Genomic DNA, 21,559 nt, shown 5'->3' on the forward strand with positions numbered 1-21,559 from the left:
GTGGCCGTCGTGGTCGTGACAGATTCGTCCGCCAGCCTCCCTGCCGAACTCGCCGCCGAGCTCGATATCGCCGTCGTACCACTGCACGTCCTGATCGGTGAACGCGCGATTCGCGAAGGCGTCGACCCCGTCGACATCGACTACGCCTCGGACACGGTCACTACTTCGGCCGCATCGCCGGGCGAGCTGCGCGCCGTTTACGAACAAGCCTTGGCGCTCAGCGGCGGTGATGGTGTTGTCGCGGTGCATATTTCGCGCCAACTCTCGGGCACATGGGAGGCGGGCAGGCAGGCCGTCCGCGACATGGACGCCGCCGATCGGGTTCGTCTCGTCGATTCGCTCGGCGCGGGTCTGGCCACCGGTCTGCCGGTGCTGGCGGCAGCACGCCGGGCCCGCGACGGAGCGTCGCTGGATGTCGTCTACGACACCGCGGTCGCCGCGTCGAGCCGAGCGCGCACGTTCATTCTGGTGAACCGCACCGAACAACTGCGTCGCGGCGGCCGACTGAGCTCCGCCGCAGCGTTTTTCGGCAGCGAACTGGTGACCAAACCGTTGCTGCAGATCGTCGAGGGTCGCCTCGAACTCCGGGAGAAGGTGCGCACCCGCTCCAAGGCGTTCGCGAAACTCGTTGCGGCAGCGGTTGATGCGGCAGGCGAAGACGGCGCCGCCGTCGCTGTTCAGCACCTAGGTGCCGAAGAGGCCGCGCAAACCGTCGCCTCTCAACTCCGCGATCTGATTCCCGGTATCCACGAACTGATCGTCGCCGAATTCGGTCCCGCCCTAGGCGTTCACCTCGGCGTCGGCGCGGTAGGCGTCCTGGTCCTGCCAGGAGGCGCGTGAACCGGTCAGCGAACCGCGGAAGAGGGTTGGCGGAGGGTACGGGCGCCGATGCGGACGGCATCCCAGTCCGTGTCGGGTCGACGTTCCAGCGCCTGTGCCAGCCAGTTCGCTCGATCTTGTTGCTCGTGCTGTAGCAAGGGCAGATCGATCTCGATACCTGCGGGCGGACCAAGTAGTTCGAATTCCCGAAGGCGTTCGTTCATCGCGGCCAGCAGCGTGCGATCGAATTCGATGACGGCCGTGCGGAATTCGTCGGCCGGCACGCTCACCCGGCCGGTCGGCGGGGCGGTGAATTCGATCTCGCTCTCCGGATCCGCCGGGTAGTGCCAAGCGATGGTGACGGAATCGCGGCCGCCGTCGACTGTGCGCCAGCACCGCACATGCGGGCCGAACCACAGGTATCCGGTGTCGAGTGTGCGGTCGCCGTACCAGGTCGACGCGGCGTCGACCTCCGGTGTGTCCGCCAACGACCAGCCCTTGGATTCGGTGCCGACGAAGTCGATCAGGTCGCTGGGCACCGGCTCCAGCGCGCTCGGCAGCAACGTCAGCATGTCCTCCCAGAGGCGGGCGACGTAGTACTCGACGTAGCAGTCGTGCGCAGCCGCACGGTGTCCGGCCTGGGTGCGCAGTAGCTCGGCCGTGCGTTCGGAAACGCGCAGCAGGTCATGCCCGCCGACGTCGATGTAGTACCAGCCCTCGGTGAGCGCGAACCAGGGCAAAATCCGGTACTGATCTCCGCACTGGCCGACTCGGTTCAGTGGCGTCAAGCCGAAACGGAATCGGATCACGGGCCCAGTTTTACATTTCGTGGTCCGCCACGCCCAGCGGCCGATCTGCGCGGCGCCGGCGAGTTGTCCACACCCCCGCAGTTATCAACAGGGCTGCCGAATTCCCTGCTCGGCCACGGTCTCTCGGCACCCGCCGGAACTAGCGTCGCCCCCATGCCACGACAGGACGAACGCGAGCGGATGCAACGACGCCTCGGCGCACTGACCACCCGCGTCGGCGCCAGCCGGACCGGGATCGCAGGTGCGGCCGAAGCCTCCCGTCCCCTCGGCGGCCGCCGAGCCCACCTGGCGAGTGCCTTGCCAGCGGCGACTCGGCGATCGAGCGGGCTGCGTGAATTAGCCCGTGACCGGCTGAAAGAGCGGCCGGTGCGGCCATCGATAGGTTTGGCGCATGACGCCGATCGGCGATCGACGGGGCCGGGCAGCGAAGACGGCCTCGTGCTGTCCGAGGGCACTGGGTTGCGAGTTCGAAATGAGTCCTTGGCCGCTGCCGACGGGGAATCGGATGATTGGGATGCCGCCGCAAACCCGGTGCACTCGGACAGTTCCGGGTCGTGGACACGCGATGAGTTGTCGGCGGATGGCGTACGCAGCGTAGATCAGCGGCCTGACGAACTGAGCTCGGGTGCGAGCGGGGCATCTTCTCGGCGCGCGGGGCGGTGGGGTCTTGCGGAGTTGCCGTCCGAGGACGAGGACGGCGATGACGATATCGGGGAGGTGCGTTCGCCGGGGTGGTTGGATGACCCCGCCGAGGGCCGGGGGTGGCGGGATCGGCTGGTGCCGGAGCGGTTTCGGGGGATGCGGCTCGATCCGGGCCGCCGGGGACTGTGCACGCTACTGGCGATCGGGCTGGTGGCGATGGTGGTGGCCGCTGTCGTCATATTCCGTGAGCGACCCGTCGCTCGACCCGTGCCGCCGCTGGCCGCGGTGCGGACGACCACGGCTCCCGCCGTCACGCGGATGTCGGGTGCGGAACCGGCGAGCGCGGCCGCATTGTCCGGCGCCGCACCGGTACCCGCCCAGGCAGGTGGTGCGGCCGCACCGCACGGCGACGCATCGGTGCCCGCCGCACCAGGCGGCGAACTGGTGATCAGCGTGGTCGGGTTGGTGCACCGCACCGGCTTGGTGCGGCTGCCCGGCGGATCACGCGTCGCCGACGCATTGGTCGCGGCAGGCGGTGCGCAGGATGGCGCGGATCTGGCCGGGCTCAATCTGGCGCAGCGGCTGGTCGACGGCGACCAGGTGCTGGTTGGTCCACCCGGACCGAACCCGGGCCCGCCACAACTCGGTAGCGCGACCATCAACGCGGGCGCCCGCACCCCGGCCGCGCCGTCCGGATCGGCCCATCCGACAACCCCTTCCGGCCGCGTCGACCTCAACACCGCGACGGAATCCGAGCTCGAAGCCCTCCCCGGCATCGGCCCGGTGATGGCGAAGGCGATCATCGCCTGGCGCACCGCGCACGGCCGCTTCACCGACGTCACCCAACTCGGCCAAGTCGACGGCATCGGCCCCGCCCGCCTGTCCCGCCTGCGCGAGTTGGTGAAGATATGAGCTCGGCAGCGCAGCGGACTCGGCGGGTGCGGAACCGGCTCGCCCAGAGGGATCTCGGCGAAGTGGTGGCGACATGACCGCGCGTGACCGGGATGGCGGGCCTCGCGATGGGCAGAGCACCCGCGACGGTAGTTCGAACGTGCCGGACCGGAGTTGGCCGGGTCGTCGGGGTGCTGATCCGGAGCGTGATGGCGCTGATGACGAACCCCAAGTGCTGGATGCCCGGTTGCTGCCTGCGGCGGTGTGTTGTTGGGGGGCAACGATTGTGGCGGTTTCGGCCGGCTGGGTTGCGGGGCTGTTGCTTGCGGGGGCATTGGTGGTGTTGGCGATCGGGTTGTGGGTTTTGTTGTTGTGGGCGATGGCGCATCGGGGTGAGCGGCGGCGGGCTGTCGCGGTGGTTGCGTTGGCTGCGGTGTTGTTGGCGGCAGGGTTCGCGGTGGCCGCTGCGTGGCGGGAGCATCGGGTGGCGACGCATCCGCTGCGGGCGGCGGCTGGATTCTCACTCCGGGTGGTGGTGACGCCGGGTGGTGATCCGAAGCCGATGCGCGGCAGCTCATTCGGCGGTAGTCGAAGGGTCGTGCGGGGCACCTTGGACGAGTATCGCCTCGGCGAGACGACGGTGCGCGCGGGTGGGGCGGTGGTTGTGCTGGCGTCCGGCGACGGGTGGGCCGAGTTGGTGCCGGGACAGGCGGTCGAGTTCCAGGCGCGGGTGGATGTACCGGGGCGGCGCGATCTCACGGTGGCGATGCTGCTCGCGCAGGGATCACCGCGGGTGGTGGGCACATTGCCGTGGTGGCAACGGGTAGCTCGTTCGGTGCGTACGGATTTCGCGACCGCGACGTCCCAGGCGCTGCCCGCGGAACCGGCCGGATTGTTGCCCGCGCTGGTGGATGGTGACACTTCCATGCTGCCCGATGACCTGCGTGAGGAGTTCGAAATCGCGGGCCTGTCACACCTTTGCGTGGTCAGCGGCGCCAATTTCACTATTTTGCTCGGGGCGGTGCTCTTGGCGGTACGGGTGTTGACGCTCGGTCCGCGCGCCGGAGCGGTGGTCGCGGGGGCGGCGCTCGTGCTGTTCGTGATCATCGCCCGGCCTGATCCGAGTGTGTTGCGTGCCGGAGCGATGGGCGCGATCACCTTGCTGGCCTTGGTGACCGGGCGTCGAAAACAGGCGCTACCCGCACTGTGCGCGGCGATCATCGGCCTGCTCGCGGTGTGGCCCGCGCTTGCGGTGTCGGCCGGCTTCGCTCTGTCGGTCTGTGCGACCGCCGGATTGATCCTGCTGGCACCGAGTTGGGCGGACTGGCTCCGGGCGCGGGGTTGGCGGCACCTGCCCGCTGAGCTCGTCGCGGTGGCGGCCGGTGCGTTCGTCGTCACCACGCCGCTGGTGGTCGCCTTGGACGGAAAGCTCAGTCTGGTCGCGATTTTCGCGAACGTTCTGGTGGAGCCGGTGATCGCACCGATCACGGTGATCGGCGCGGTCGGTGCGGTGTCGGCCAGCGTCTGGTTGCCGTTGGCCGAGTTGGTAGTGCGTTGTGCCGCACCGCCGATGTGGTGGTTGCTGTTCGTCGCCGAACACGTGGCCGACGTGCCCGGCTCGTCGGTCGAGGTGTCCGGCGGGATGCTGGGCGGGCTGGTCGCCCTCGTGGTAGTCGCCGTGGGCATCCTCGTGATGCGGTTCGCCGCGATCCGACGGGTGATCCTGACCGTGGCGTTCGGCGTAGCGGTGGTGGCGATCCCGGTGCGGATCTGGCATCCCGGATGGCCGCCCGCAGGGTGGGTGCTCGCTGTATGCGACGTAGGGCAAGGTGACGGGCTCGCCTTGTCGGTAGGTGCGGATACAGCGGTGGTGATCGATGTCGGACCGGAGCCGCGTCCGATCCGAAACTGCTTGGACCGCTTGCATATTTCGCGGATCGCGCTGCTGGTGCTGACCCATCCGCACGCCGACCATATCGGCGGCCTCAGCGGTGCGCTGGACGGACGAGCCGTGGCCGCGGTGGCGGTCGGCCTGCATGAGCTCGAGGGCTTGCTGCCGAGCGCCGGTGGTACAGCGGACGCCAGCGGTGCATCGGTCGCCGACGAGGTGCGGTCGGCCCGGACCGCGCAACCAGGTTCGGCCTCGGCGGGAGGTCGTGAGTTCGGAAACGAATCAGCACGCTGCGGCTCGCCGGAGGTTCGGCGGGATTTGGCACAGCGTGAGAGTGACTCTGGGAGTGACAGTTCGAGTGTCGCGGCCAGTGCGGTAGAGGTACAGCGTCAGCCGACCACCAGTTCATCCGAGCCGTCTGGCGAGCAATGCGGCCTGGCAGCCGATGCGCACTCATCGAGCGACCCGCCTGGTGCGGCGCCGCAGCATGGCGCGCGAGTGGAAGGACTGGCGAAGGTCGTGGCGGTTGCCGGGGAAGCCGGGATTCCGCTGATGGAGCTGTCGGCCGGACAGGTATTCCGCTTCGGCGCAGTCGAATTGGAGGTCCTCGCACCGGGGGCGGACGGACCGCGGCCCACGCCCGGCGCCGAGGCCGACGAAGCCAACGATCGCTCGATCGTGCTCGCCGCGACGACACCCGCCGGACGCATCCTGCTCACCGGCGACATCGAAGCCACCGCGCAACGTGCGCTACTACAGTCCGGCGCCCCGCTGCAGGCAGACGTTCTGAAGCTGCCGCACCACGGGTCCCGCACCACGACAACGGAATTCCTCACCGCAGTGCGCCCACGCCTGACCGTGGTCAGTGTCGGCGCCGAGAACACCTTTGGACATCCGAATGCCGGAGTCCTCACCGTGTTGTCCGACCTCGGCAGCACCGTGGCGCGCACCGACCAGCACGGCGACGTGCTGGTGCTAGGCGATAGGCAATCGCTACGCGTGGTGACTTCCCGATGATGCATTTACCTCGCGTAGAAGCAACGCCTTTCGGCACGGCGGTGGAAACACCCTTCGGTGCGGCGCTCGCGGATCGGCTGCTGTGGCTGCCGCGAACGCGGGTGGGGGAACGTTTCGACCGACTCGATGCCGAGCTGACCTGGCGCATCATTGATGCAAGTTGCCGGGTTCTGCATGGCGCTCGGTGAACACGCGGAACCTGCGGCGCGGGTCTGTCGGTGGGGGACCGTAGGATCGCTGCCGTGACCGAGCCCAACGAGCGTGAGCGAGTGGACCATCGACACGGCGTGCCTTCGCCGATGGCGGAGGCGAGCGTCGGCGAGGTGGCGTCATGACCGAGCGGCCCGCGCTGCACCTGGCGCTGGGGGATGAGGAACTGCTGGTCGAGCGTGCGGTGGCGGAAGTCACCGCGCAGGTGCGCGCGCTCGCGCCCGATGCCGAAGCGGTGCCGGTCGATCGGATGCGGGCGGGCGACGCGAGCACCGCGGAACTTGCCGAGCTGTTGAGTCCATCGCTGTTCGCCGAGGACCGGGTGATCATCCTGGAATCGGCGGCCGAGGCAGGCAAGGACGCGGTCGCCGTGATCACCGCCGCGGCGAGTGATCCGCCAGAGGGCGTGGTGCTCGTGGTGCTGCATTCGGGCGGCGGGCGAGCCAAGGCATTGGTGCCCGCGCTGCAGAAAGCCGGTGCGGTCGTGCACGACTGCGCCAAGATCACCAAGCCGGCCGAGCGCGTGGAGTTCGTGCGCGGCGAATTCCGGAACGCCGGAGTGCGCGTCGCGGGCGACGTCGTCCAGGCGATGCTGGAGTCCGTCGGTTCCGACCTGCGTGAGCTCGCCGCGGCCTGTTCCCAGCTGGCGTCCGACACCGGCGGCAAGATCGACGTCGCCGCCGTACACCGCTACTACTCGGGCAAAGCCGAGGTCTCCGGTTTCGACGTGGCCGAACTCGCCGTCGCGGGCGACCGCCCCGGCGCGATGGAGGCCCTGCGCTGGGCCAACGACCGCGGCGTCCCGCACGTGCTGCTCGCCGACGCCCTCGCCGACTCCGTGCACACCATCGCCCGCGTCGGCTCCGCAGGCCGCGGCGACCCGTTCAAGCTCGCCCAGCAGCTCGGCATGCCGCCATGGAAGGTCAAAAAGGCGCAAGCCCAGGCCCGCAGCTGGACCCCCACCACCATCGGCTCCGCCCTCCAGGTAGTCGCCGCACTGAACGCCGACGTCAAGGGCGGCGCCGCCGATGCCAACTACGCCCTGGAACACGCCCTCAGCCAAATCCTCGACCTACACTCCGCGGGCTGACACCACCACCGGGCGCCCGCGACGCACGAAAATGGCGGGCCCGCACCGGAATTGGCTAGCAAGATCGCGCTTACCGCGACTTGCGTGTCAGCTCACTCCGCAAGCGATAGGGCTGGGGCGCGCACGGAATAGCCGGCTGCAAACGAATCTGTCAGCAATCTTGTGCGCGTGTCGACGAAATGTGCGCGGGCTATCAGCGGCACGCAGCGACGGCAATGGTTGGAATCGCCGCACGCCGCGCGCGGTTTGGCCGAGCTGCCTCGGCCGTGCGGGCAAGCGACCACGGAGAAAGCGCTGATCATGGTGTGGCCGCCGCATTTGGCTGACCTGGTGACGGGCAATGTGGTGATGCCGAATGTGTGCTGAGACACATGTGGGCGAGAACTCAATGAGCCAGAACTGTGCAGCACGTGCTGACACAAATATTTCTGGGTCTAGCGGGCTGTTGCAATAGATCGCAACGTCAGGCGAGGTTTGTCCGGTCTTGGCAGTTTTGTTCAGCGTGGTGAATAACGGACTTGATGTGTCCTCGCGAGAGCCTGGCCAGCCTTTTTCCGTGAATTCAGCGAATTGCTAGCTATTGAAATCGTGCCAAACTGGATTTGGTTATGGACGAGCGAACTGCACCGGTCTTTCCGGTTGACGAATCCCGGCGGACCGGCGCTTGGCACGGTCGACGGCGGCGGGGTGGTGTGCATCGACGGCCGGAGCGGCGAGTGGGGCTCACCGTGCTGAAAGTGGTGGCCGGGGGATTGTCGGCGGTGGTTTTGGCGGGGACGGCTTTCGGGTGGGCGACGGCGGGGCGGTTCGACAGGGGGTTCACCCGATCGGCGGCGTTGGGGGTGGACGCGCCCCGGTCGCTGGCCGGCGACGTGAATGTGTTGTTGATCGGGCTGGACACTCGCAAGGACCAGGACGGGAATGATCTGCCGAAGGAGATCCTCGATCAGCTACACGCGGGTGATGGCGAAGAGGGCGGGTACAACGCGAATACGTTGATCCTGGTGCATATTCCTGCGGATATGAAAAAGATTGTCGCGGTGTCGATTCCGCGCGACGACTACGTCAAGGTGTCCGGTATTCCTGGCTACACCAACGTGAAAATCAAAGAAGCGTATGGGTTGAAGAAGGCCGCCGTCCAGGATCAACTGATCAATCAGGGCGTGACCGATGGCAAGGCGCTGGAGCGGGCGGGGCGGGAGGCGGGCCGGGCATCGATCGTGCAGGCGGTGCGCGACTTTACCGGGGTGCCGATCGATCGGTTCGGCGAGGTTACGTTGGCGGGCTTCTACGACCTGGCCAAGGCGCTGGGCGGAGTCGAGGTCTGTCTCAACAAGCCGGTGAACGACAGCTACTACTCCGGTGCCGATTTCCCCGCCGGCAGGCAGCGGCTCGACCCGGCTCAGTCGCTGGCCTTCGTGCGGCAGCGCCACGGTCTGGAGAACGGCGACCTCGACCGGACCCACCGGCAGCAGGCGTTTCTCACCTCGGTGGCCCTCGATCTGCGCAAGGCGGGCACGTTCACCGATGTCGGCAAGCTAGCCGCGCTGATGGATGTCGCGCACCGCAATATCGTGCTGTCCGACGGCTGGAACATCACGGACTTCTTGCGGACCCTCGGCACGTCCGAGAGCCCGGCCGTCGAATTCCGCACCCTTCCGGTACTCCGCTACGACAACATCAACGGTCAGGACGTCAACATCATCGATCCGGCGGCCATCCGCCGCGAGGTCCGCGCCGCCTTCGGCGACCCGGATCCCACTGTCGCGCTGTACAATCCGGCCCGCCCGCAGACGCTGTCGACGACTGACCCGGTCGCCGAATCCGCGATGCCGGCGCCGGATGTCGGAAAGCCGGTGGACGCCACCATCACCGGCGACACCATCCCTTGCGTCAACTGATAGGCCGCTCCCGCGCGAAAGTGTTGCGCTAGAGCCAATCTGGCGGCGATGAGAGTTCCGACGCAGCCGGTCTACGCAGATCCCGGCCTAAGTAGCGGCTCTCCGGCTCACCCTTGTACACGCCGAATGCGGGGATCGTCAGATAGCCCGCAGAGATGTAGAGAGCGATGGACTCCGGCTGCAACGCACCGGTTTCCAGGATCATCCGGCGGCGCCCGGCCGCCGCCGCACTCTGCTCGACAGCGGCCAACAGCTTCCTGGCCAGCCCACGGCGGCGAGCCTCGACCACCACGTACATCCGTTTGAGTTCGGCATCCCCGTCGCGGAAGTCGGGCTCGTCACCGTCGTGCGCGCGCCACCCGGCACACGCCACCGGAACCCCGTCGAGATAACCGACCAGGAACGTACCGCGCGGCGGTTCGAATTCGGCTGGATCGGTCGGGGTCGCGTCCGTCCCGCCGTAGCGCGCCACATACTCCTGCTGGACCTCCGCGATCAACTTCTGCGCATCCGGACTGCCATAGGTGCGTGCCACCAGATCCATACGGGTAAGGCTAGCGTTCTGCGACGGGCTTACCGACCGCATCGACATCAAGTGCCTTGTGCGACAACGACATCACGCAGAGCGGCAGAGGCCCGATCGACCCCCCGGTGCGGTCAACGCGGCGAGTCCGGCGGCACGGCCCGTCGCGACAAGCAGCAGATCGCTTATCGGCCCGCTGATCTCGTCGGACCCGCCGCCCGTCCACTCTCCGTCGGTGGCCGTCAATCGAACTCCGTGCCGGGGAAGAGTGCGTAAGCCCTACCTCACTGGGGTCAGCACCGACTACATCGTCCGGCTGGAGCAGGGGCGTGGCCTGCGACCGTCGGCCGACGTGCTGGAGGCCTTGTCGCGGGCGCTGCGGCTGGATACCGACGAGCGCGCCTACCTGTTCGATCTGGCCCAGCAGCGGCAGCCGAACGCCGGGAAACCGAGCACGGTGCCCGCGCCCGCACTTGCCATGCTGGTGCACGATCTGTCGCCGTTACCGGCGATGCTGGTGAACCACCGCTACGACATCCTGGCCTGGAATCGGGAGATGTCGCGGCTGGTCATCGACTTCGACACGCTGCCGCCGCGGCATCGCAACACCATGTGGCTGTGCCTGCTGGAGCCGAGCATGCGCGAGTTCTACGTGGAGCGCGAGCGCATCATTCGCGAGGGCATCGCGGATCTGCGCGCGGCGTGGGCCGCGCATCCCGAGGACCAGGTGCTGAGCGATCTGATCGCCGAGTTCACCCACAGCGCGGAGTTCGAGCAGGCGTGGGCCCAGCACGACGTGAAGGTGAACGGGCGCGGGGCCAAGCCGCTGCGCCACCCGATCGTCGGACAGTTGGTGGTCAATTACGAGGTACTGATGCCGCTGCAGGACCCTGACCAGCGCATCGTCATTTATCGAGCGGCCGATGCGGATTCTCAGACGGCGCTGGACCGGCTTGCGGCCGATCCGGCGCCGTTGGTCGATCGGACAGCACCAGGACTCACTCCACAGAGCTGAGTACTAGCTCCTCTTCGTCTTCCTCGGACTCCTCATAGCGGCCCTCCCAGTCGTCGTAAACGGGGACTTCGTCGTCACGCGTGACAACCCACTCCAACGAGTAATTGCCCTCATCGTCGATGGGAACCATCACGTTCTCGATCTTCACCCCGATGCCGAGGACCTCGGCGGCCCGAATCACGTCGGGCAGATCCTCGCCACGGACCACAGTCTGATTGGCGTAAACGGTAACCATGCGCCGAATGGTAGCTGGAACCACCGACAGGCTGTGGCCCGATCCAGAATCCTTGGTGATGAACACTTGGCTGACCGGCTGTGTGTATGAATTCGACCAGCTGGCGGCCCGCCTGACCGCTCATGGGCACGACAAAAGCCGCCGTGGTCGTCGAGGCCACGGCGGCTGCGTCAATGCCTGCGGTACCGGATCGGCACCGGGGAAATCAGATCTTGTTCAGAGCCAGCGCGAGGGCGGACTTCTTGTTGGCGGCCTGGTTGGCGTGGATGACGCCCTTCGAGGCAGCCTTGTCGAGCTTGCGGCTCGCGGTCAGGAGCTGCGCGGCGGCCTTCTCTTTGTCGCCGGCCGCGGCAGCTTCCCGGAAGCTGCGGATCGCGGTGCGCAGCGCGGACTTGACCGACTGGTTACGCTTGCGCGCCTCCTCGTTGGTACGGATCCGCTTCAACTGGGACTTGATGTTGGCCACGCCTGTTTCCTCGTGTTCCTGTCGCTGAGTGGTTTGTGCTGGAAAAGTTCTTACGCGTGCGTCGCACCCTCGGTAAACGGGTAACGCAACGCCGAAGGTCGAGGATACCAGCCGCCGCTCGGCGCACGAAATCAGCACTGGGCCGCCTTGGCGAAGGACACCGACCGGTCGGTGTGAAGACCGGGTATGTCGCCAGTAGCGGACTAGTGATGCGAGAAATTTACCTGTGTCACACGCAGCATTGCCGCTGCGTGTAGCACGATTTTTGCATGACTCCCGCCTCGCCGCCACGCTCGGCGCGATCCGCCGCGTCCAGACCGGTCGGTATGAACGGGCGGGCCGCCAGCAATGGCAAGGGCGCGCCCCCAGGGCTATTCGAAGGTTATCGACCAGGCCGGTACGCGGACGCCTTCGACGAGATGTTCGACGGCGCGGGCCGGGTGCGGCAGCCGTACAAGGGGCTGTTCGCCGCGCTCGCGCCGATCGACGTGTCCGACCTCGCGGCGCGCGCGGCCGCGCTGGACCGCGCGTTCATCGATCAGGGCATCACGTTCTCGCTGTCCGGGCAAGAACGGCCGTTTCCGTTGGATCTGGTGCCCCGGGTGATCGCCGCCGCGGAGTGGGCCAAGCTCGAGCGCGGCATCAAGCAAAGAGTCGTCGCGCTGGAGCTGTTCCTCGCCGATGTGTACGGCGAGCAGAACATCCTGCGCGACGAGGTGATCCCGAAACGCCTGGTCACGTCCTGTCAGCACTTCCATCGCGAGGCCGCGGGGCTGGTGCCGCCGAACGGGGTGCGCATCCATGTGGCCGGCATCGACCTCATTCGCGACGAGCGCGGTGACTTCCGGGTGCTCGAGGACAACCTGCGCTCGCCGTCAGGTGTGTCGTATGTGATGGAAAACCGGCGCACGATGGCGCGGGTCTTCCCCGATCTGTTCTCCTCGCATCGGGTGCGGGCGGTCGGCGACTATCCGAGTCATCTGCTCGCGGCGCTGCGTGCGGCGGCCGCGCCGAACGAGGCCGATCCGACGGTGGTCGTGCTGACGCCCGGTGTGTACAACTCGGCATACTTCGAGCATTCGCTGCTGGCCAGGCAGATGGGCGTGGAACTGGTCGAGGGGCGTGACCTCTTCTGCCGCGACAACGTCGTCTACATGCGGACCACCGCGGGCGAGCGTCAAGTGGACGTGATCTACCGCCGGATCGACGACACCTTCCTCGATCCCATGCATTTCCGGCCGGATTCGGTGCTCGGCGTCGCGGGCCTGCTGAATGCGGCGCGGGCGGGCAATGTCGTCATCTCCAGCGCGGTCGGCAACGGTGTCGGCGACGACAAGCTGATCTACGCCTATGTGCCGAGAATCATCGAGTACTACCTCAACGAGAAGCCGGTGCTGCCGAACGTCGACACCTACCGCTGCTGGTTGGCCGGCGAACGCGACGAGGTGCTCGATCGGATCGCCGAGTTGGTGATCAAGCCGGTCGAGGGTTCCGGCGGGTACGGCATCGTCATCGGGCCGGACGCGTCGCCGCGGGAACTGGAGGCATCGCGCCGCCGGATCAAGGCGGACCCGCGCGGGTGGGTCGCGCAGCCGGTGGTGCAGTTGTCGACGGTGCCGACGAAGGTGGGCAATGAGCTGGTGCCGCGGCATGTGGACCTGCGGCCGTTCGCGGTCAATGACGGTGACGAGATCTGGGTGCTGCCCGGCGGGTTGAGCAGGGTCGCGTTGCCTGAGGGTTCGCTGGTGGTCAATTCCAGTCAGGGTGGTGGCAGTAAGGACACCTGGGTGTTGTCCGGACGGGATTCGCTGGCTGATCGGGAATTGGCCGGTGCGGAGCTGGTTGGTGAACCGCCGCAATCGGATTCGCGTGAGGTGGGGCGGGATCTGACGGCGTCGCAGGCGAATCAGCAACAGCAGCAACAGCAACAGGAGCAGCGGCAGTCGCTGGGTGGGCGACTATCGAGGGCGGTGATGCGCTGATGTTGGCCCGCAACGCGGAATCTCTGTACTGGATCGGACGATACGTCGAGCGTGCCGACGACACCGCGCGAATCCTCGACGTCGCGGTACATCAGCTGCTGGAGGACGCGACCGTCGATCCCGACCGCACCTCCCGAGTCCTGCTGCGGGTGCTCGGCATCGAACCTCCTGAAGGCCCCCTTGACGTCTGGTCGGTCACCGATCTCGTCGCCTTCAGTCACGACGGTGGCTCGATCATCGACTCGATCGCCAACGCCCGCGAAAATGCCAGGGGCGCACGGGAAGTCACCTCCAGCGAGATGTGGGAATGCTTGAATGCCACCTACATCGGGCTGGCGGTCGCGGAGAAGGCGGCGCGCAGTCTCGGGCCGCACGAGTTCTTCCACTATGTGCAGGACCGCGCGGCCATGTTCGCCGGACTGTCCGACTCCACGCTCAGCCGCGACGACGGCTATCGCTTCCTGCTACTCGGCCGCTCCATCGAACGCGTGGATATGACTGTGCGGCTGCTGCTTTCGCGCGCTGGCGACCGTACCACCTCGCCCGCCTGGGTGACCGTGCTGCGCTCGGCCGGTGCGCACGACACCTACCTGCGCACCCATCGCGGCGCGCTGGACGCCCATCGGGTCGCCGAATTCATCCTGCTCGACCGGCTTTTCCCGCGGTCGGTGTTCCACTCGGTGCGGGTGGCCGAAACCTGCCTTGCCGAACTGGATCAGCGGCCGAGCAGCCGGGTCGGGGCCAGACACGAGGCGCAACGCCTGCTGGGCCGCGCGCGCAGTGAGCTCGAATTCCTGCCGCCCGGTGTGCTGTTGGAGGATCTGCGGAACCGGCTGATGGAGTTGCGGAAGACGTGTCGCGAGGTGAGCGAGGCGATCGCGCTGCAGTACTTCCACGCAGCGCCCTGGGTGGCGTGGACCGATCTGCACAGCAAACAGGACGGTCACGCGCAGGTGGAGGGGGAGGTATGAGTTGGCGAATCCGGGTGGTGCACACCACCGGTTATGTCTACGACGCGCCGGTCACGCGGTCGTTCAACGAGGCGCGGCTCACGCCGCGCGCGGACAGCAGGCAGAACGTGATCCTCAATCGCGTCGAGACCGAGCCGTCCACCCGTTCTTACCGCTACACCGACTACTGGGGCACCGCGGTCACCGCGTTCGACTTGCACGCTCCGCATACCGAATTGGAAGTCACCGGCTCGTCGGTGGTGGAAACCGAGCCGTTCGCCGGCCCCGCCGAGGAGCTGGACTGGGATCGGTTGCGCACGGATCGGATCGCGGACCGTTTCGACGAAATGCTCGCGCCCACTTCCTATGTGCCGAGCGATCGTAAACTGGCCGGTATCGCCACTCAGTTGGCGAAGGGTCTGCCGCCGGCGAAAGCCGTTGTCCGCGCGGCTGAATGGGTGCACCGGGAGATGAACTATCTCGCGGGCACCACCTCGGTGCACACCTCGGCGGTGCAGGCATTCGCGGAAAGGCAAGGTGTCTGCCAGGATTACGCGCATCTGACCCTGGTGCTGTTGCGCAGCATGGGCATTCCCAGCCGATACGTCTCCGGCTACCTGCACCCGAATCCGGCCGCCGAAATCGGCGTGACGGTGGCGGGCCAGTCACATGCCTGGGTAGAGGCATGGACCGGGATGTGGTGGGGCTACGACCCGACCAACAATATCGCTGTCAACGAACAACACATCTCGGTCGGCGTCGGCCGGGATTACGCGGATGTGCCGCCGTTGAAAGGCATATTTTCCGGAGGTGGCTGTACCGATCTGGAGGTCGTTGTAGAGATCACCCGACTCGCGTAAGTTCCGTAAGGCAACCCGTTGATCTTGAACGGCACTGTTATCTCAGCGGCACCACGGCTGGCAATAGCTAATTGTCTCCGAACGCGGAAGGTGGACAGATGTCAACGGCTCAAGAATTCGTCGAAGAGGTGGCCGAATATGGGCCGATTCCCGACACCAAGAAGTGGGGCGCGGAGGCACTCGGCACGTTTGTGCTGGTGATGGGCGGTGTCGGTACCGCGGTGCTGGCGGGGGATCGGGTCGGCGCGCTCGGGGTGGCGTTGGCTTTCGGGCTCTCGCTGTTGTTCCTGGTCTATGCGATCGGGCCGATCTCCGGATGTCACGTGAATCCCGCGGTGACGGTGGGGCATTTGCTGCTCGGGCGGATCAGCGTGGTCACGGCGGCCGGGTATTGGATCGCGCAATTGATCGGCGGATTCCTGGCCGGGCTCGTCTTGTTCGCGCTGGCGAAGAATCTGCCGTCCTATGACCGCGAGGTCAATGGGCTCGGTGCGAACGGCTGGGGGCAGCACAGTCCGTCGGCGCAAAAGGGTCCGTTGGGCGAGATGGTGCTGCAGAACGGGTACGGGATGGCCGCGATGATCATCATCGAGGTCATGCTGACCGCGCTGCTCGTCTTCGTGGTGCTCGCCTCGACCGATCAACTCTCCGATGTGCCGCTGGCCGGTCTGTCGATCGGCGTCACGCTGGCGGTCATCCACCTGATCTCGATCCCGGTGGACAACACCTCGGTCAACCCGGCCCGCAGCCTCGCCGTCGCGCCGTATCAGGACGGGGCGATGGGCCAGGTCTGGGCTTTCGTGGTGTTCCCGCTGATCGGCGGCGCGCTCGGCGCCCTAGTCTACGGCCTGCTGTTCGGCCGTTCGCGCAACCTGCTCTCCTGAGCTGATCCGACGGGCCCGCCGACCGAACTGTCGGTGGGCCCGTTGCTATTCCGCCCCCTCAGTTGCCGGTCAAGACGGTTGCCGACCCTATTCGACTCAGTGCCAAGCGTATTCGGCGCACAGCCGGTGGGCGACGAGGTCGAATGTCTTGCGGGGCAAGATCGCTCCTTCGCGACGGATGCCGTCCTCCGGCACATCGAGCACCCGATCCAGCCGAACCCAGCTGGGCCTGCCCTCGGGATCCCAACTGCCGCTGCCGATCCCGACCCAGTTCCGGTCGTGTGCCCGGTCCGCCTTCGAGGACAGCATCAATCCGAGCAGCGTCCGGCGATCACGCCCGACCACCAGCACCGGCCGATCCTTGCCATTGCTCGGATCCTCCTCGAACGGCACCCAGGTCCACACGATCTCGCCGGGATCGGCCCGCCCGTCCAGCTGCGGCGAGTACACGATCTGCCGGGCGCGCTCGGCCGTCGGCACGGGGGTGGACGCGGTCGGCCGCACCTTCACCGGCGGCGTCCGCCGCGAAGTCAGCGACCCGACCAGCCGCTCCACCAGCTTCGGTCCCTGTTGCCTGACGATTTTGGGACCCTGCTCCTTCGCGATAAGTCCGAGCTGCTTGCCGAGGGAGTTCCAACTTCGGGCCATATTCGCAATATAACGGCGCCCCGCCCTCTTCTCACCCGCCCCGCGACAACTACGAATGTGCTGATTTGGGCTCGTGCTGCCGCGTCGGCGGGTCCAGTCGGGCAATGGCCCTCGCGAACAGGGAGGACGCCAGCTGGTGTGGGATCCCGCTGGCATAGCGGTACGACATCGAATGTGTGAGTGCTCACTACATCGGCAGGTCCGCGATCACGACAAGCGACTGTCCAACAGTTCGAGCCAGGCATCTAAGTGGGGGCATTGGTTCCGGAGCTCTACAACACCGAGGTCGGCTATCGCCAGCGGCCCGTCGTTTGTTTTCGAGTACTGCGGGCAGTAGTTGAAGATCCGCTTGGACGGCGCGGTGTCCGGGCCGTCATTGACCAGTTCCGGGCCACCCGCCACGTGCACGTCTTTGAGCAGTTGCTCGGTCAGTCCTGGCAACAGGCAGCCGACTTGCTCGGCCGCGGCGAACACCCAGGTCTCCAGCTCGTGCAGGATCAGATGCGGCACGAACCGGCGATCGGCTGTGGCGGCCGCGAGAGACTGTTCGACATGCACGACCCCGTGGCGGCAGGCCGGGCGGGACGTCGGCCATTCCGGGAGCGTCTGGCGGGAACGCATAAAAGTCGAACAGCGTCGTCAAAACTTCGAGGCTCGAATCTCGCAACAGGAGTTTGATCTCACGCTCGACCTTGGACCAACTGCTGACGCCACCGCGGTGATTGGGGCCGCCTGCGGGCCGTCTGGTCGTGACGATGGACTGGCTCACCGCCCAGCCGCGGTCGGCGAGGTAGGGCCCGAGCACGTTATTGACGACGATCTCCTCGCTCTGCCCTTCCACCAGGAAGTGCAGACGGTGATAGTTGGCCGTCATGCCTGGTCGAGATCCTCCCTGGCGGGGCGACCGCCGAGCAAGTTCTTTTCCCACAACTCGCCGAGCGAGTACTCCGCCAGCCAGGCTTCCAGCTCGGCGGCGTCCGGCCGCGAGAAGGACGACGCTCCGGCTTTGCGCTCTACGACAATCAGATCGTCGACCTCGAATTGGTTCATCAAGGTGACCGATTGGGTGGCGATCAGGACTTGACTGCGCGCCGAGGCCTGCCGAAGCAGGTTCGCGAGTTGCACGATGGCGAAGGGGTGCAGCCCGAGTTCGGGTTCGTCCAGGACGACGAGCGCGGGCAACTCCGGTTGCAGCAACAGTGTTGCCAGACAGACGAACCGAAGTGTGCCGTCCGACATCTGGTTGGCCGAAAAGACAGCGTCGGAGCCTTGCTGTTGCCAGCGGAGGCGGATGCGATCGTTGTTCTCGGGTTGCAGCACGAAATCGCGGAAGAACGGTGCCACCAGCTGGATCGCACCGACAATTCGGCGATAGGCGGCCTGGTCGGTGGCCTCGTCGCTGGTCTGCAACCGGTACAGATAGGGGGCGAGGTTTCCGGCGTCCGAACGCAGATTCAGGTTGTCCGCAGTCGAGACCATCCGCTTGACCGGCGCGTCCGCGCTGGTGTCGTGGAAGTGAAAGACCTTGCAGCCTTCGAGAAGTGCGAAGACGTACTTGGCGATACCGCCGCGCGGGCCACCGACGTCAGCGGCCAGTCGGGTTTCTCGATGCCCGCGTCCGAGCGACTTGCTGTACGGCCGGTCATATTCCGGCTCGTGGTAGTAGACGATCTCGGAATCGAAGATCAGTTCATCGTTCGCTGCCGGGACGAGGACGGCCTCATACGAGTTGGGTTCCGCGTCGAGTTCGAGACGAATCCGGGAGGTACCGTCCCCGTCGGTGAGCAGCGCCGAGGCACCGCCGTTGAGGCCGACGAACAGTCCGAGTTCGCAGTCGACGATTCGCCCGAGCAGGGCGAGCGCCTGAACGAAGTTGCTCTTCCCCGCCCCATTCGCACCGACCAGGATGTTCAGTTTCCGGAGCTCGACCGTCGCCGATCTGATCGAGGTGAACCCCTCGATCTGGATTGTTTTCAGCGGTTGGCCTGGCATGGCCTAACTCTACGATGAGCCACCGACGTTCCTGGGATTGCTCGCGACTGAGCCTCGCCGGCAGTCGCTCGCGAATCGACGGGGAATCGGCACCGATGCCGGCCCGCAGCGCGCTCAGGTACACCGCTGGCGGGAGCTTCGTACTGGACATGGGACGATAGACGGCAGTTTGCCGATACCCATGAGGAGTGGAGTGCCCGCCAGCTTCGCCGACACGACGTTCACCGATCCGTCTCGGATCCGGAACTTTTGCATCATCGCGCACATCGATCACGGGAAGTCGACGCTGGCCGATCGGATGCTGCAACTGACCGGTGTGGTCGAGGAGCGGCAGATGCGCGCCCAATACCTGGACCGGATGGACATCGAGCGCGAGCGCGGCATCACCATCAAGGCGCAGAACGTGCGGCTGCCGTGGCAGGTGGACGGTACGGATTACGTGCTGCACCTGATCGATACGCCGGGCCACGTCGACTTCACCTATGAGGTGTCGCGTGCGCTGGAAGCCTGTGAGGGCGCGGTGCTGCTGGTCGACGCGGCGCAGGGCATCGAGGCGCAGACGCTGGCCAATCTGTACCTGGCGCTGGACAAGGATCTGACGATCATTCCGGTGCTGAACAAGATCGACCTGCCCGCCGCCGATCCGGACCGCTACGCGGCGGAGATCGCGCACATCATCGGCTGCGAACCCGACAGCGTGCTGCGGGTATCGGGCAAGACCGGTGTCGGCGTGACCGAACTGCTCAACGAGGTCATCAAGACGGTGCCCGCGCCCGTCGGTGATCCCGAGGCACCCGCCCGCGCGATGATCTTCGATTCGGTGTACGACACCTACCGCGGCGTGGTCACGTATGTCCGCGTGGTGGACGGCAGGCTCACGCCGCGCGAGAAGATCAAGATGATGTCCACCGGTGCCACGCACGAGATGCTGGAGATCGGCATCGTCTCGCCGGAGCCGAAGCCGACCCAGGGTCTCGGCGTCGGTGAGGTGGGGTACCTGATCACCGGTGTGAAGGACGTGCGCCAGTCGAAGGTCGGTGACACGGTGACCTCCGCGCGCAACGGTGCCACCGAACCGCTCGTCGGCTATCGCGAGCCGCGCCCGATGGTGTACTCGGGTCTGTACCCGGTCGACGGCTCCGACTACCCGGACCTGCGCGACGCACTGGAGAAGCTGCAACTCAACGATGCCGCACTCACCTACGAGCCGGAAACCTCAGTGGCACTTGGCTTCGGGTTCCGGTGCGGCTTCCTCGGCCTGCTGCACATGGAGATCACCCGTGAGCGGCTGCAGCGCGAGTTCGACCTCGACCTGATTTCCACCGCGCCCAACGTGGTCTACACCGTAGAGATGGAAGACGGCAGCGAGCATGTCGTCACCAATCCGTCGTACTGGCCCGAGGGCAAGGTCCGGCACGTATACGAACCGATGGTGAAGTGCACCGTTATCTCGCCGAGCGAGTTCATCGGCTCGATCATGGAGCTGTGCCAGGGGCGTCGCGGTGAGCTCGGCGGCATGGATTACCTGTCCGAGACCCGCGTCGAGCTGCGCTACAGCATGCCGATGGCGGAGATCATCTTCGACTTCTTCGACTCGCTGAAGTCGCGCACCCGCGGCTACGCCAGCCTCGACTACGAAGAGTCGGGCGTGCAGGACGCGGCGCTGGTCAAGGTCGACATCCTGCTGCAGGGCGAGGCGGTGGACGCGTTCAGCGCGATCGTGCACAAGGACGCCGCGCAGGCCTACGGCAACAAGATGACCACCAAGCTGCGCGAACTCATCCCGCGCCAGCAGTTCGAGGTGCCCATCCAGGCCGCCATCGGCTCGAAAATCATTGCCCGCGAAAACATCCGCGCCATCCGCAAGGACGTGCTCGCCAAGTGCTACGGCGGCGACATCAGCCGTAAGCGCAAGCTGCTCGAGAAGCAGAAGGAAGGCAAGAAGCGGATGAAGACGATCGGCCGCGTCGAGGTCCCGCAGGAAGCGTTCGTGGCGGCGTTGTCCTCGGACGCGGCGTCGGACAAGCCGAAGGGCAAGTAAGGCGTCGGTCCGGCGCTCGTCGACGAATCGAGGGATAATGCCTGATAGGTGGTGAACTATGAGGCAGAATGCGTCGGCGAGCGGTGCTGAACCAGGGAGGATGGCGATGACTGCGGTGCATGAGGATGTGATCCTCACCGAAGATTTCGAGGTGATCGCACGTACGGTCTACCGCGAAACCGAGGGTGTGCAGCTCGAGCTTATCGGCGGACGACTGGGGGTAAAACGCGTGCCTGATGGCGACCATAACCGGATCCTCAACTGGCTGCTCATGCTGCTGTTGCCGCTTAACCCCGGCCTGTTCCTGCACATCGCGGGCCAAGGTTTGGTCGTCGGGCCGTACCGGAAGGGCCGAGCGCGCCCTGACGGTGTCTTGGCGCCACCCGACGCTTTTGTCGGTTGTGGTGAGTGGGGTTTATCCGATGCTGTCGTGATGACAGTGGAAGTTACGTCGCATGATTCCGACAGTTACCAGCGCGATCTGGTCGATAAGCCGACCGCGTACGCACAAGCTGGGATTCCCGTTTACTTGCTCATCGATCGTGATCAAGCGGAAGTCGTCGTGTACAGCGAGCCCGACGGAGATCGGTATCAAGATGTGCACCGCTACGCATTCGGTCGCAATGTGACACTGCCCAAGCAGGTCGGCATCAGCTTCGACAGCACACCTCTCCAAGAATGGGTCGACTGAAT

20 protein-coding genes and 1 pseudogene are annotated in these 21,559 nt (G+C 66.2%); 13 read left to right on the forward strand and 8 right to left on the reverse strand.

Features of this window, described 5'->3' with window-relative positions; all coding sequences use genetic code 11:
* Nucleotides 1-840 (forward strand): DegV family protein, encoded by an 840-nt coding sequence (locus tag ACIBCN_RS00260; RefSeq protein ID WP_396989270.1) that lies wholly within the window; start codon nt 1-3, stop codon nt 838-840.
* Between the two features lie 5 nt (nt 841-845).
* Here the strand turns inward: ACIBCN_RS00260 and ACIBCN_RS00265 are convergent, their stop codons facing one another.
* Entirely contained in the window at nt 846-1,628 is a 783-nt protein-coding gene (locus tag ACIBCN_RS00265) for a DUF5984 family protein (protein ID WP_396989271.1), read from the reverse strand.
* 153 nt (nt 1,629-1,781) lie between these two features.
* On the opposite strand from ACIBCN_RS00265, the gene ACIBCN_RS00270 reads away from it, so the two are divergent.
* The 5 genes from ACIBCN_RS00270 to ACIBCN_RS00290 all read left to right on the forward strand — a co-directional run bounded on the left by ACIBCN_RS00270 (nt 1,782) and on the right by ACIBCN_RS00290 (nt 9,270).
* Nucleotides 1,782-3,182, forward strand: a complete 1,401-nt coding sequence (locus tag ACIBCN_RS00270; RefSeq protein ID WP_396989272.1) for a helix-hairpin-helix domain-containing protein — start codon at nt 1,782-1,784, stop codon at nt 3,180-3,182.
* 265 nt (nt 3,183-3,447) lie between these two features.
* Nucleotides 3,448-6,069, forward strand: a complete 2,622-nt coding sequence (locus ACIBCN_RS00275) for a ComEC/Rec2 family competence protein (RefSeq protein ID WP_396989273.1) — start codon at nt 3,448-3,450, stop codon at nt 6,067-6,069.
* Nucleotides 6,070-6,400: 331 nt separating this feature from the next.
* A complete protein-coding gene (gene holA / locus ACIBCN_RS00280; RefSeq protein ID WP_396989274.1) occupies nt 6,401-7,369 on the forward strand; it encodes a DNA polymerase III subunit delta in 969 nt (322 codons plus the stop codon).
* A 168-nt stretch (nt 7,370-7,537) separates the two neighbouring features.
* Nucleotides 7,538-7,735: a hypothetical protein gene (locus ACIBCN_RS00285; protein ID WP_396989275.1), complete on the forward strand. Its 198-nt coding sequence runs from the start codon at nt 7,538-7,540 to the stop codon at nt 7,733-7,735.
* A gap of 350 nt (nt 7,736-8,085) precedes the next feature.
* Nucleotides 8,086-9,270: an LCP family protein gene (locus tag ACIBCN_RS00290; RefSeq protein WP_396989276.1), complete on the forward strand. Its 1,185-nt coding sequence runs from the start codon at nt 8,086-8,088 to the stop codon at nt 9,268-9,270.
* Between the two features lie 28 nt (nt 9,271-9,298).
* Here the strand turns inward: ACIBCN_RS00290 and ACIBCN_RS00295 are convergent, their stop codons facing one another.
* A complete protein-coding gene (locus ACIBCN_RS00295; protein WP_396989277.1) occupies nt 9,299-9,814 on the reverse strand; it encodes a GNAT family N-acetyltransferase in 516 nt (171 codons plus the stop codon).
* A 247-nt stretch (nt 9,815-10,061) separates the two neighbouring features.
* Between ACIBCN_RS00295 and ACIBCN_RS00300 the strand changes: the two genes are divergently transcribed.
* Complete coding sequence (locus tag ACIBCN_RS00300; RefSeq protein WP_396989278.1) at nt 10,062-10,808, forward strand: helix-turn-helix transcriptional regulator; 747 nt, start codon at nt 10,062-10,064, stop codon at nt 10,806-10,808.
* On the opposite strand, the gene ACIBCN_RS00305 is transcribed toward ACIBCN_RS00300, so the two are convergent.
* A complete protein-coding gene (locus ACIBCN_RS00305) occupies nt 10,792-11,043 on the reverse strand; it encodes a hypothetical protein (protein WP_396989279.1) in 252 nt (83 codons plus the stop codon). The genes ACIBCN_RS00300 and ACIBCN_RS00305 overlap by 17 nt on opposite strands.
* 205 nt (nt 11,044-11,248) lie before the next feature.
* Nucleotides 11,249-11,509, reverse strand: a complete 261-nt coding sequence (gene rpsT, locus ACIBCN_RS00310; RefSeq protein ID WP_396989280.1) for a 30S ribosomal protein S20 — start codon at nt 11,507-11,509, stop codon at nt 11,249-11,251.
* A 326-nt stretch (nt 11,510-11,835) separates the two neighbouring features.
* Between rpsT and ACIBCN_RS00315 the strand changes: the two genes are divergently transcribed.
* The 4 genes from ACIBCN_RS00315 to ACIBCN_RS00330 all read left to right on the forward strand — a co-directional run bounded on the left by ACIBCN_RS00315 (nt 11,836) and on the right by ACIBCN_RS00330 (nt 16,185).
* Nucleotides 11,836-13,491 carry a circularly permuted type 2 ATP-grasp protein gene (locus ACIBCN_RS00315; RefSeq protein WP_396990143.1) on the forward strand — a complete coding sequence of 552 codons (1,656 nt, stop codon included), beginning with the start codon at nt 11,836-11,838 and terminating at the stop codon, nt 13,489-13,491.
* Nucleotides 13,491-14,462: an alpha-E domain-containing protein gene (locus tag ACIBCN_RS00320; RefSeq protein ID WP_396989281.1), complete on the forward strand. Its 972-nt coding sequence runs from the start codon at nt 13,491-13,493 to the stop codon at nt 14,460-14,462. The genes ACIBCN_RS00315 and ACIBCN_RS00320 overlap by 1 nt, the downstream gene beginning before the upstream one ends.
* Nucleotides 14,459-15,301 carry a transglutaminase domain-containing protein gene (locus ACIBCN_RS00325; protein WP_396989282.1) on the forward strand — a complete coding sequence of 281 codons (843 nt, stop codon included), beginning with the start codon at nt 14,459-14,461 and terminating at the stop codon, nt 15,299-15,301. The genes ACIBCN_RS00320 and ACIBCN_RS00325 overlap by 4 nt, the downstream gene beginning before the upstream one ends.
* 98 nt (nt 15,302-15,399) lie before the next feature.
* Nucleotides 15,400-16,185, forward strand: a complete 786-nt coding sequence (locus ACIBCN_RS00330) for an aquaporin (protein WP_396989283.1) — start codon at nt 15,400-15,402, stop codon at nt 16,183-16,185.
* A 96-nt stretch (nt 16,186-16,281) separates the two neighbouring features.
* Here the strand turns inward: ACIBCN_RS00330 and ACIBCN_RS00335 are convergent, their stop codons facing one another.
* The 4 genes and pseudogenes from ACIBCN_RS00335 to ACIBCN_RS00350 form a co-directional block, all read right to left on the reverse strand.
* Entirely contained in the window at nt 16,282-16,833 is a 552-nt protein-coding gene (locus ACIBCN_RS00335; protein WP_396989284.1) for a type II toxin-antitoxin system PemK/MazF family toxin, read from the reverse strand.
* 207 nt (nt 16,834-17,040) lie between these two features.
* A complete protein-coding gene (locus ACIBCN_RS00340; RefSeq protein WP_396989285.1) occupies nt 17,041-17,343 on the reverse strand; it encodes a DUF4276 family protein in 303 nt (100 codons plus the stop codon).
* Nucleotides 17,344-17,506: 163 nt separating this feature from the next.
* Nucleotides 17,507-17,707: pseudogene (locus ACIBCN_RS00345) on the reverse strand (hypothetical protein); the annotation flags it as partial.
* The gene (locus ACIBCN_RS00350; protein WP_396989286.1) at nt 17,704-18,825 is read right to left on the reverse strand and encodes an AAA family ATPase; all 1,122 of its coding nucleotides are present in this window, start codon (nt 18,823-18,825) and stop codon (nt 17,704-17,706) included. The gene ACIBCN_RS00350 and the pseudogene ACIBCN_RS00345, both read right to left, overlap by 4 nt.
* Nucleotides 18,826-19,006: 181 nt before the next feature.
* Here ACIBCN_RS00350 and lepA point away from each other — a divergent pair, with 181 nt between their 5' ends.
* Both lepA and ACIBCN_RS00360 read left to right on the forward strand, forming a co-directional pair.
* Entirely contained in the window at nt 19,007-20,866 is a 1,860-nt protein-coding gene (gene lepA / locus ACIBCN_RS00355; protein ID WP_396989287.1) for a translation elongation factor 4, read from the forward strand.
* A 106-nt stretch (nt 20,867-20,972) separates the two neighbouring features.
* Complete coding sequence (locus tag ACIBCN_RS00360; protein WP_396989288.1) at nt 20,973-21,557, forward strand: Uma2 family endonuclease; 585 nt, start codon at nt 20,973-20,975, stop codon at nt 21,555-21,557.
* The last annotated feature ends 2 nt before the right edge of the window (nt 21,558-21,559 follow it).

The sequence above is a fragment of the Nocardia sp. NPDC051052 genome (assembly GCF_044456045.1).
Classification (GTDB): Bacteria; Actinomycetota; Actinomycetes; order Mycobacteriales; family Mycobacteriaceae; genus Nocardia.

Coding starts and splice junctions, on each gene's coding strand:
- ACIBCN_RS00270 (WP_396989272.1), top strand. CDS start 1,782: ATGCCACGACAGGACGAACGCGAGCGGATGCAACGACGCCTCGGCGCA.
- holA (WP_396989274.1), top strand. CDS start 6,401: ATGACCGAGCGGCCCGCGCTGCACCTGGCGCTGGGGGATGAGGAACTG.
- ACIBCN_RS00295 (WP_396989277.1), bottom strand. CDS start 9,814: ATGGATCTGGTGGCACGCACCTATGGCAGTCCGGATGCGCAGAAGTTG.
- ACIBCN_RS00305 (WP_396989279.1), bottom strand. CDS start 11,043: ATGGTTACCGTTTACGCCAATCAGACTGTGGTCCGTGGCGAGGATCTG.
- ACIBCN_RS00315 (WP_396990143.1), top strand. CDS start 11,836: ATGAACGGGCGGGCCGCCAGCAATGGCAAGGGCGCGCCCCCAGGGCTA.
- ACIBCN_RS00320 (WP_396989281.1), top strand. CDS start 13,491: ATGTTGGCCCGCAACGCGGAATCTCTGTACTGGATCGGACGATACGTC.
- ACIBCN_RS00325 (WP_396989282.1), top strand. CDS start 14,459: ATGAGTTGGCGAATCCGGGTGGTGCACACCACCGGTTATGTCTACGAC.
- ACIBCN_RS00330 (WP_396989283.1), top strand. CDS start 15,400: ATGTCAACGGCTCAAGAATTCGTCGAAGAGGTGGCCGAATATGGGCCG.
- ACIBCN_RS00335 (WP_396989284.1), bottom strand. CDS start 16,833: ATGGCCCGAAGTTGGAACTCCCTCGGCAAGCAGCTCGGACTTATCGCG.
- ACIBCN_RS00350 (WP_396989286.1), bottom strand. CDS start 18,825: ATGCCAGGCCAACCGCTGAAAACAATCCAGATCGAGGGGTTCACCTCG.
- lepA (WP_396989287.1), top strand. CDS start 19,007: ATGAGGAGTGGAGTGCCCGCCAGCTTCGCCGACACGACGTTCACCGAT.
- ACIBCN_RS00360 (WP_396989288.1), top strand. CDS start 20,973: ATGACTGCGGTGCATGAGGATGTGATCCTCACCGAAGATTTCGAGGTG.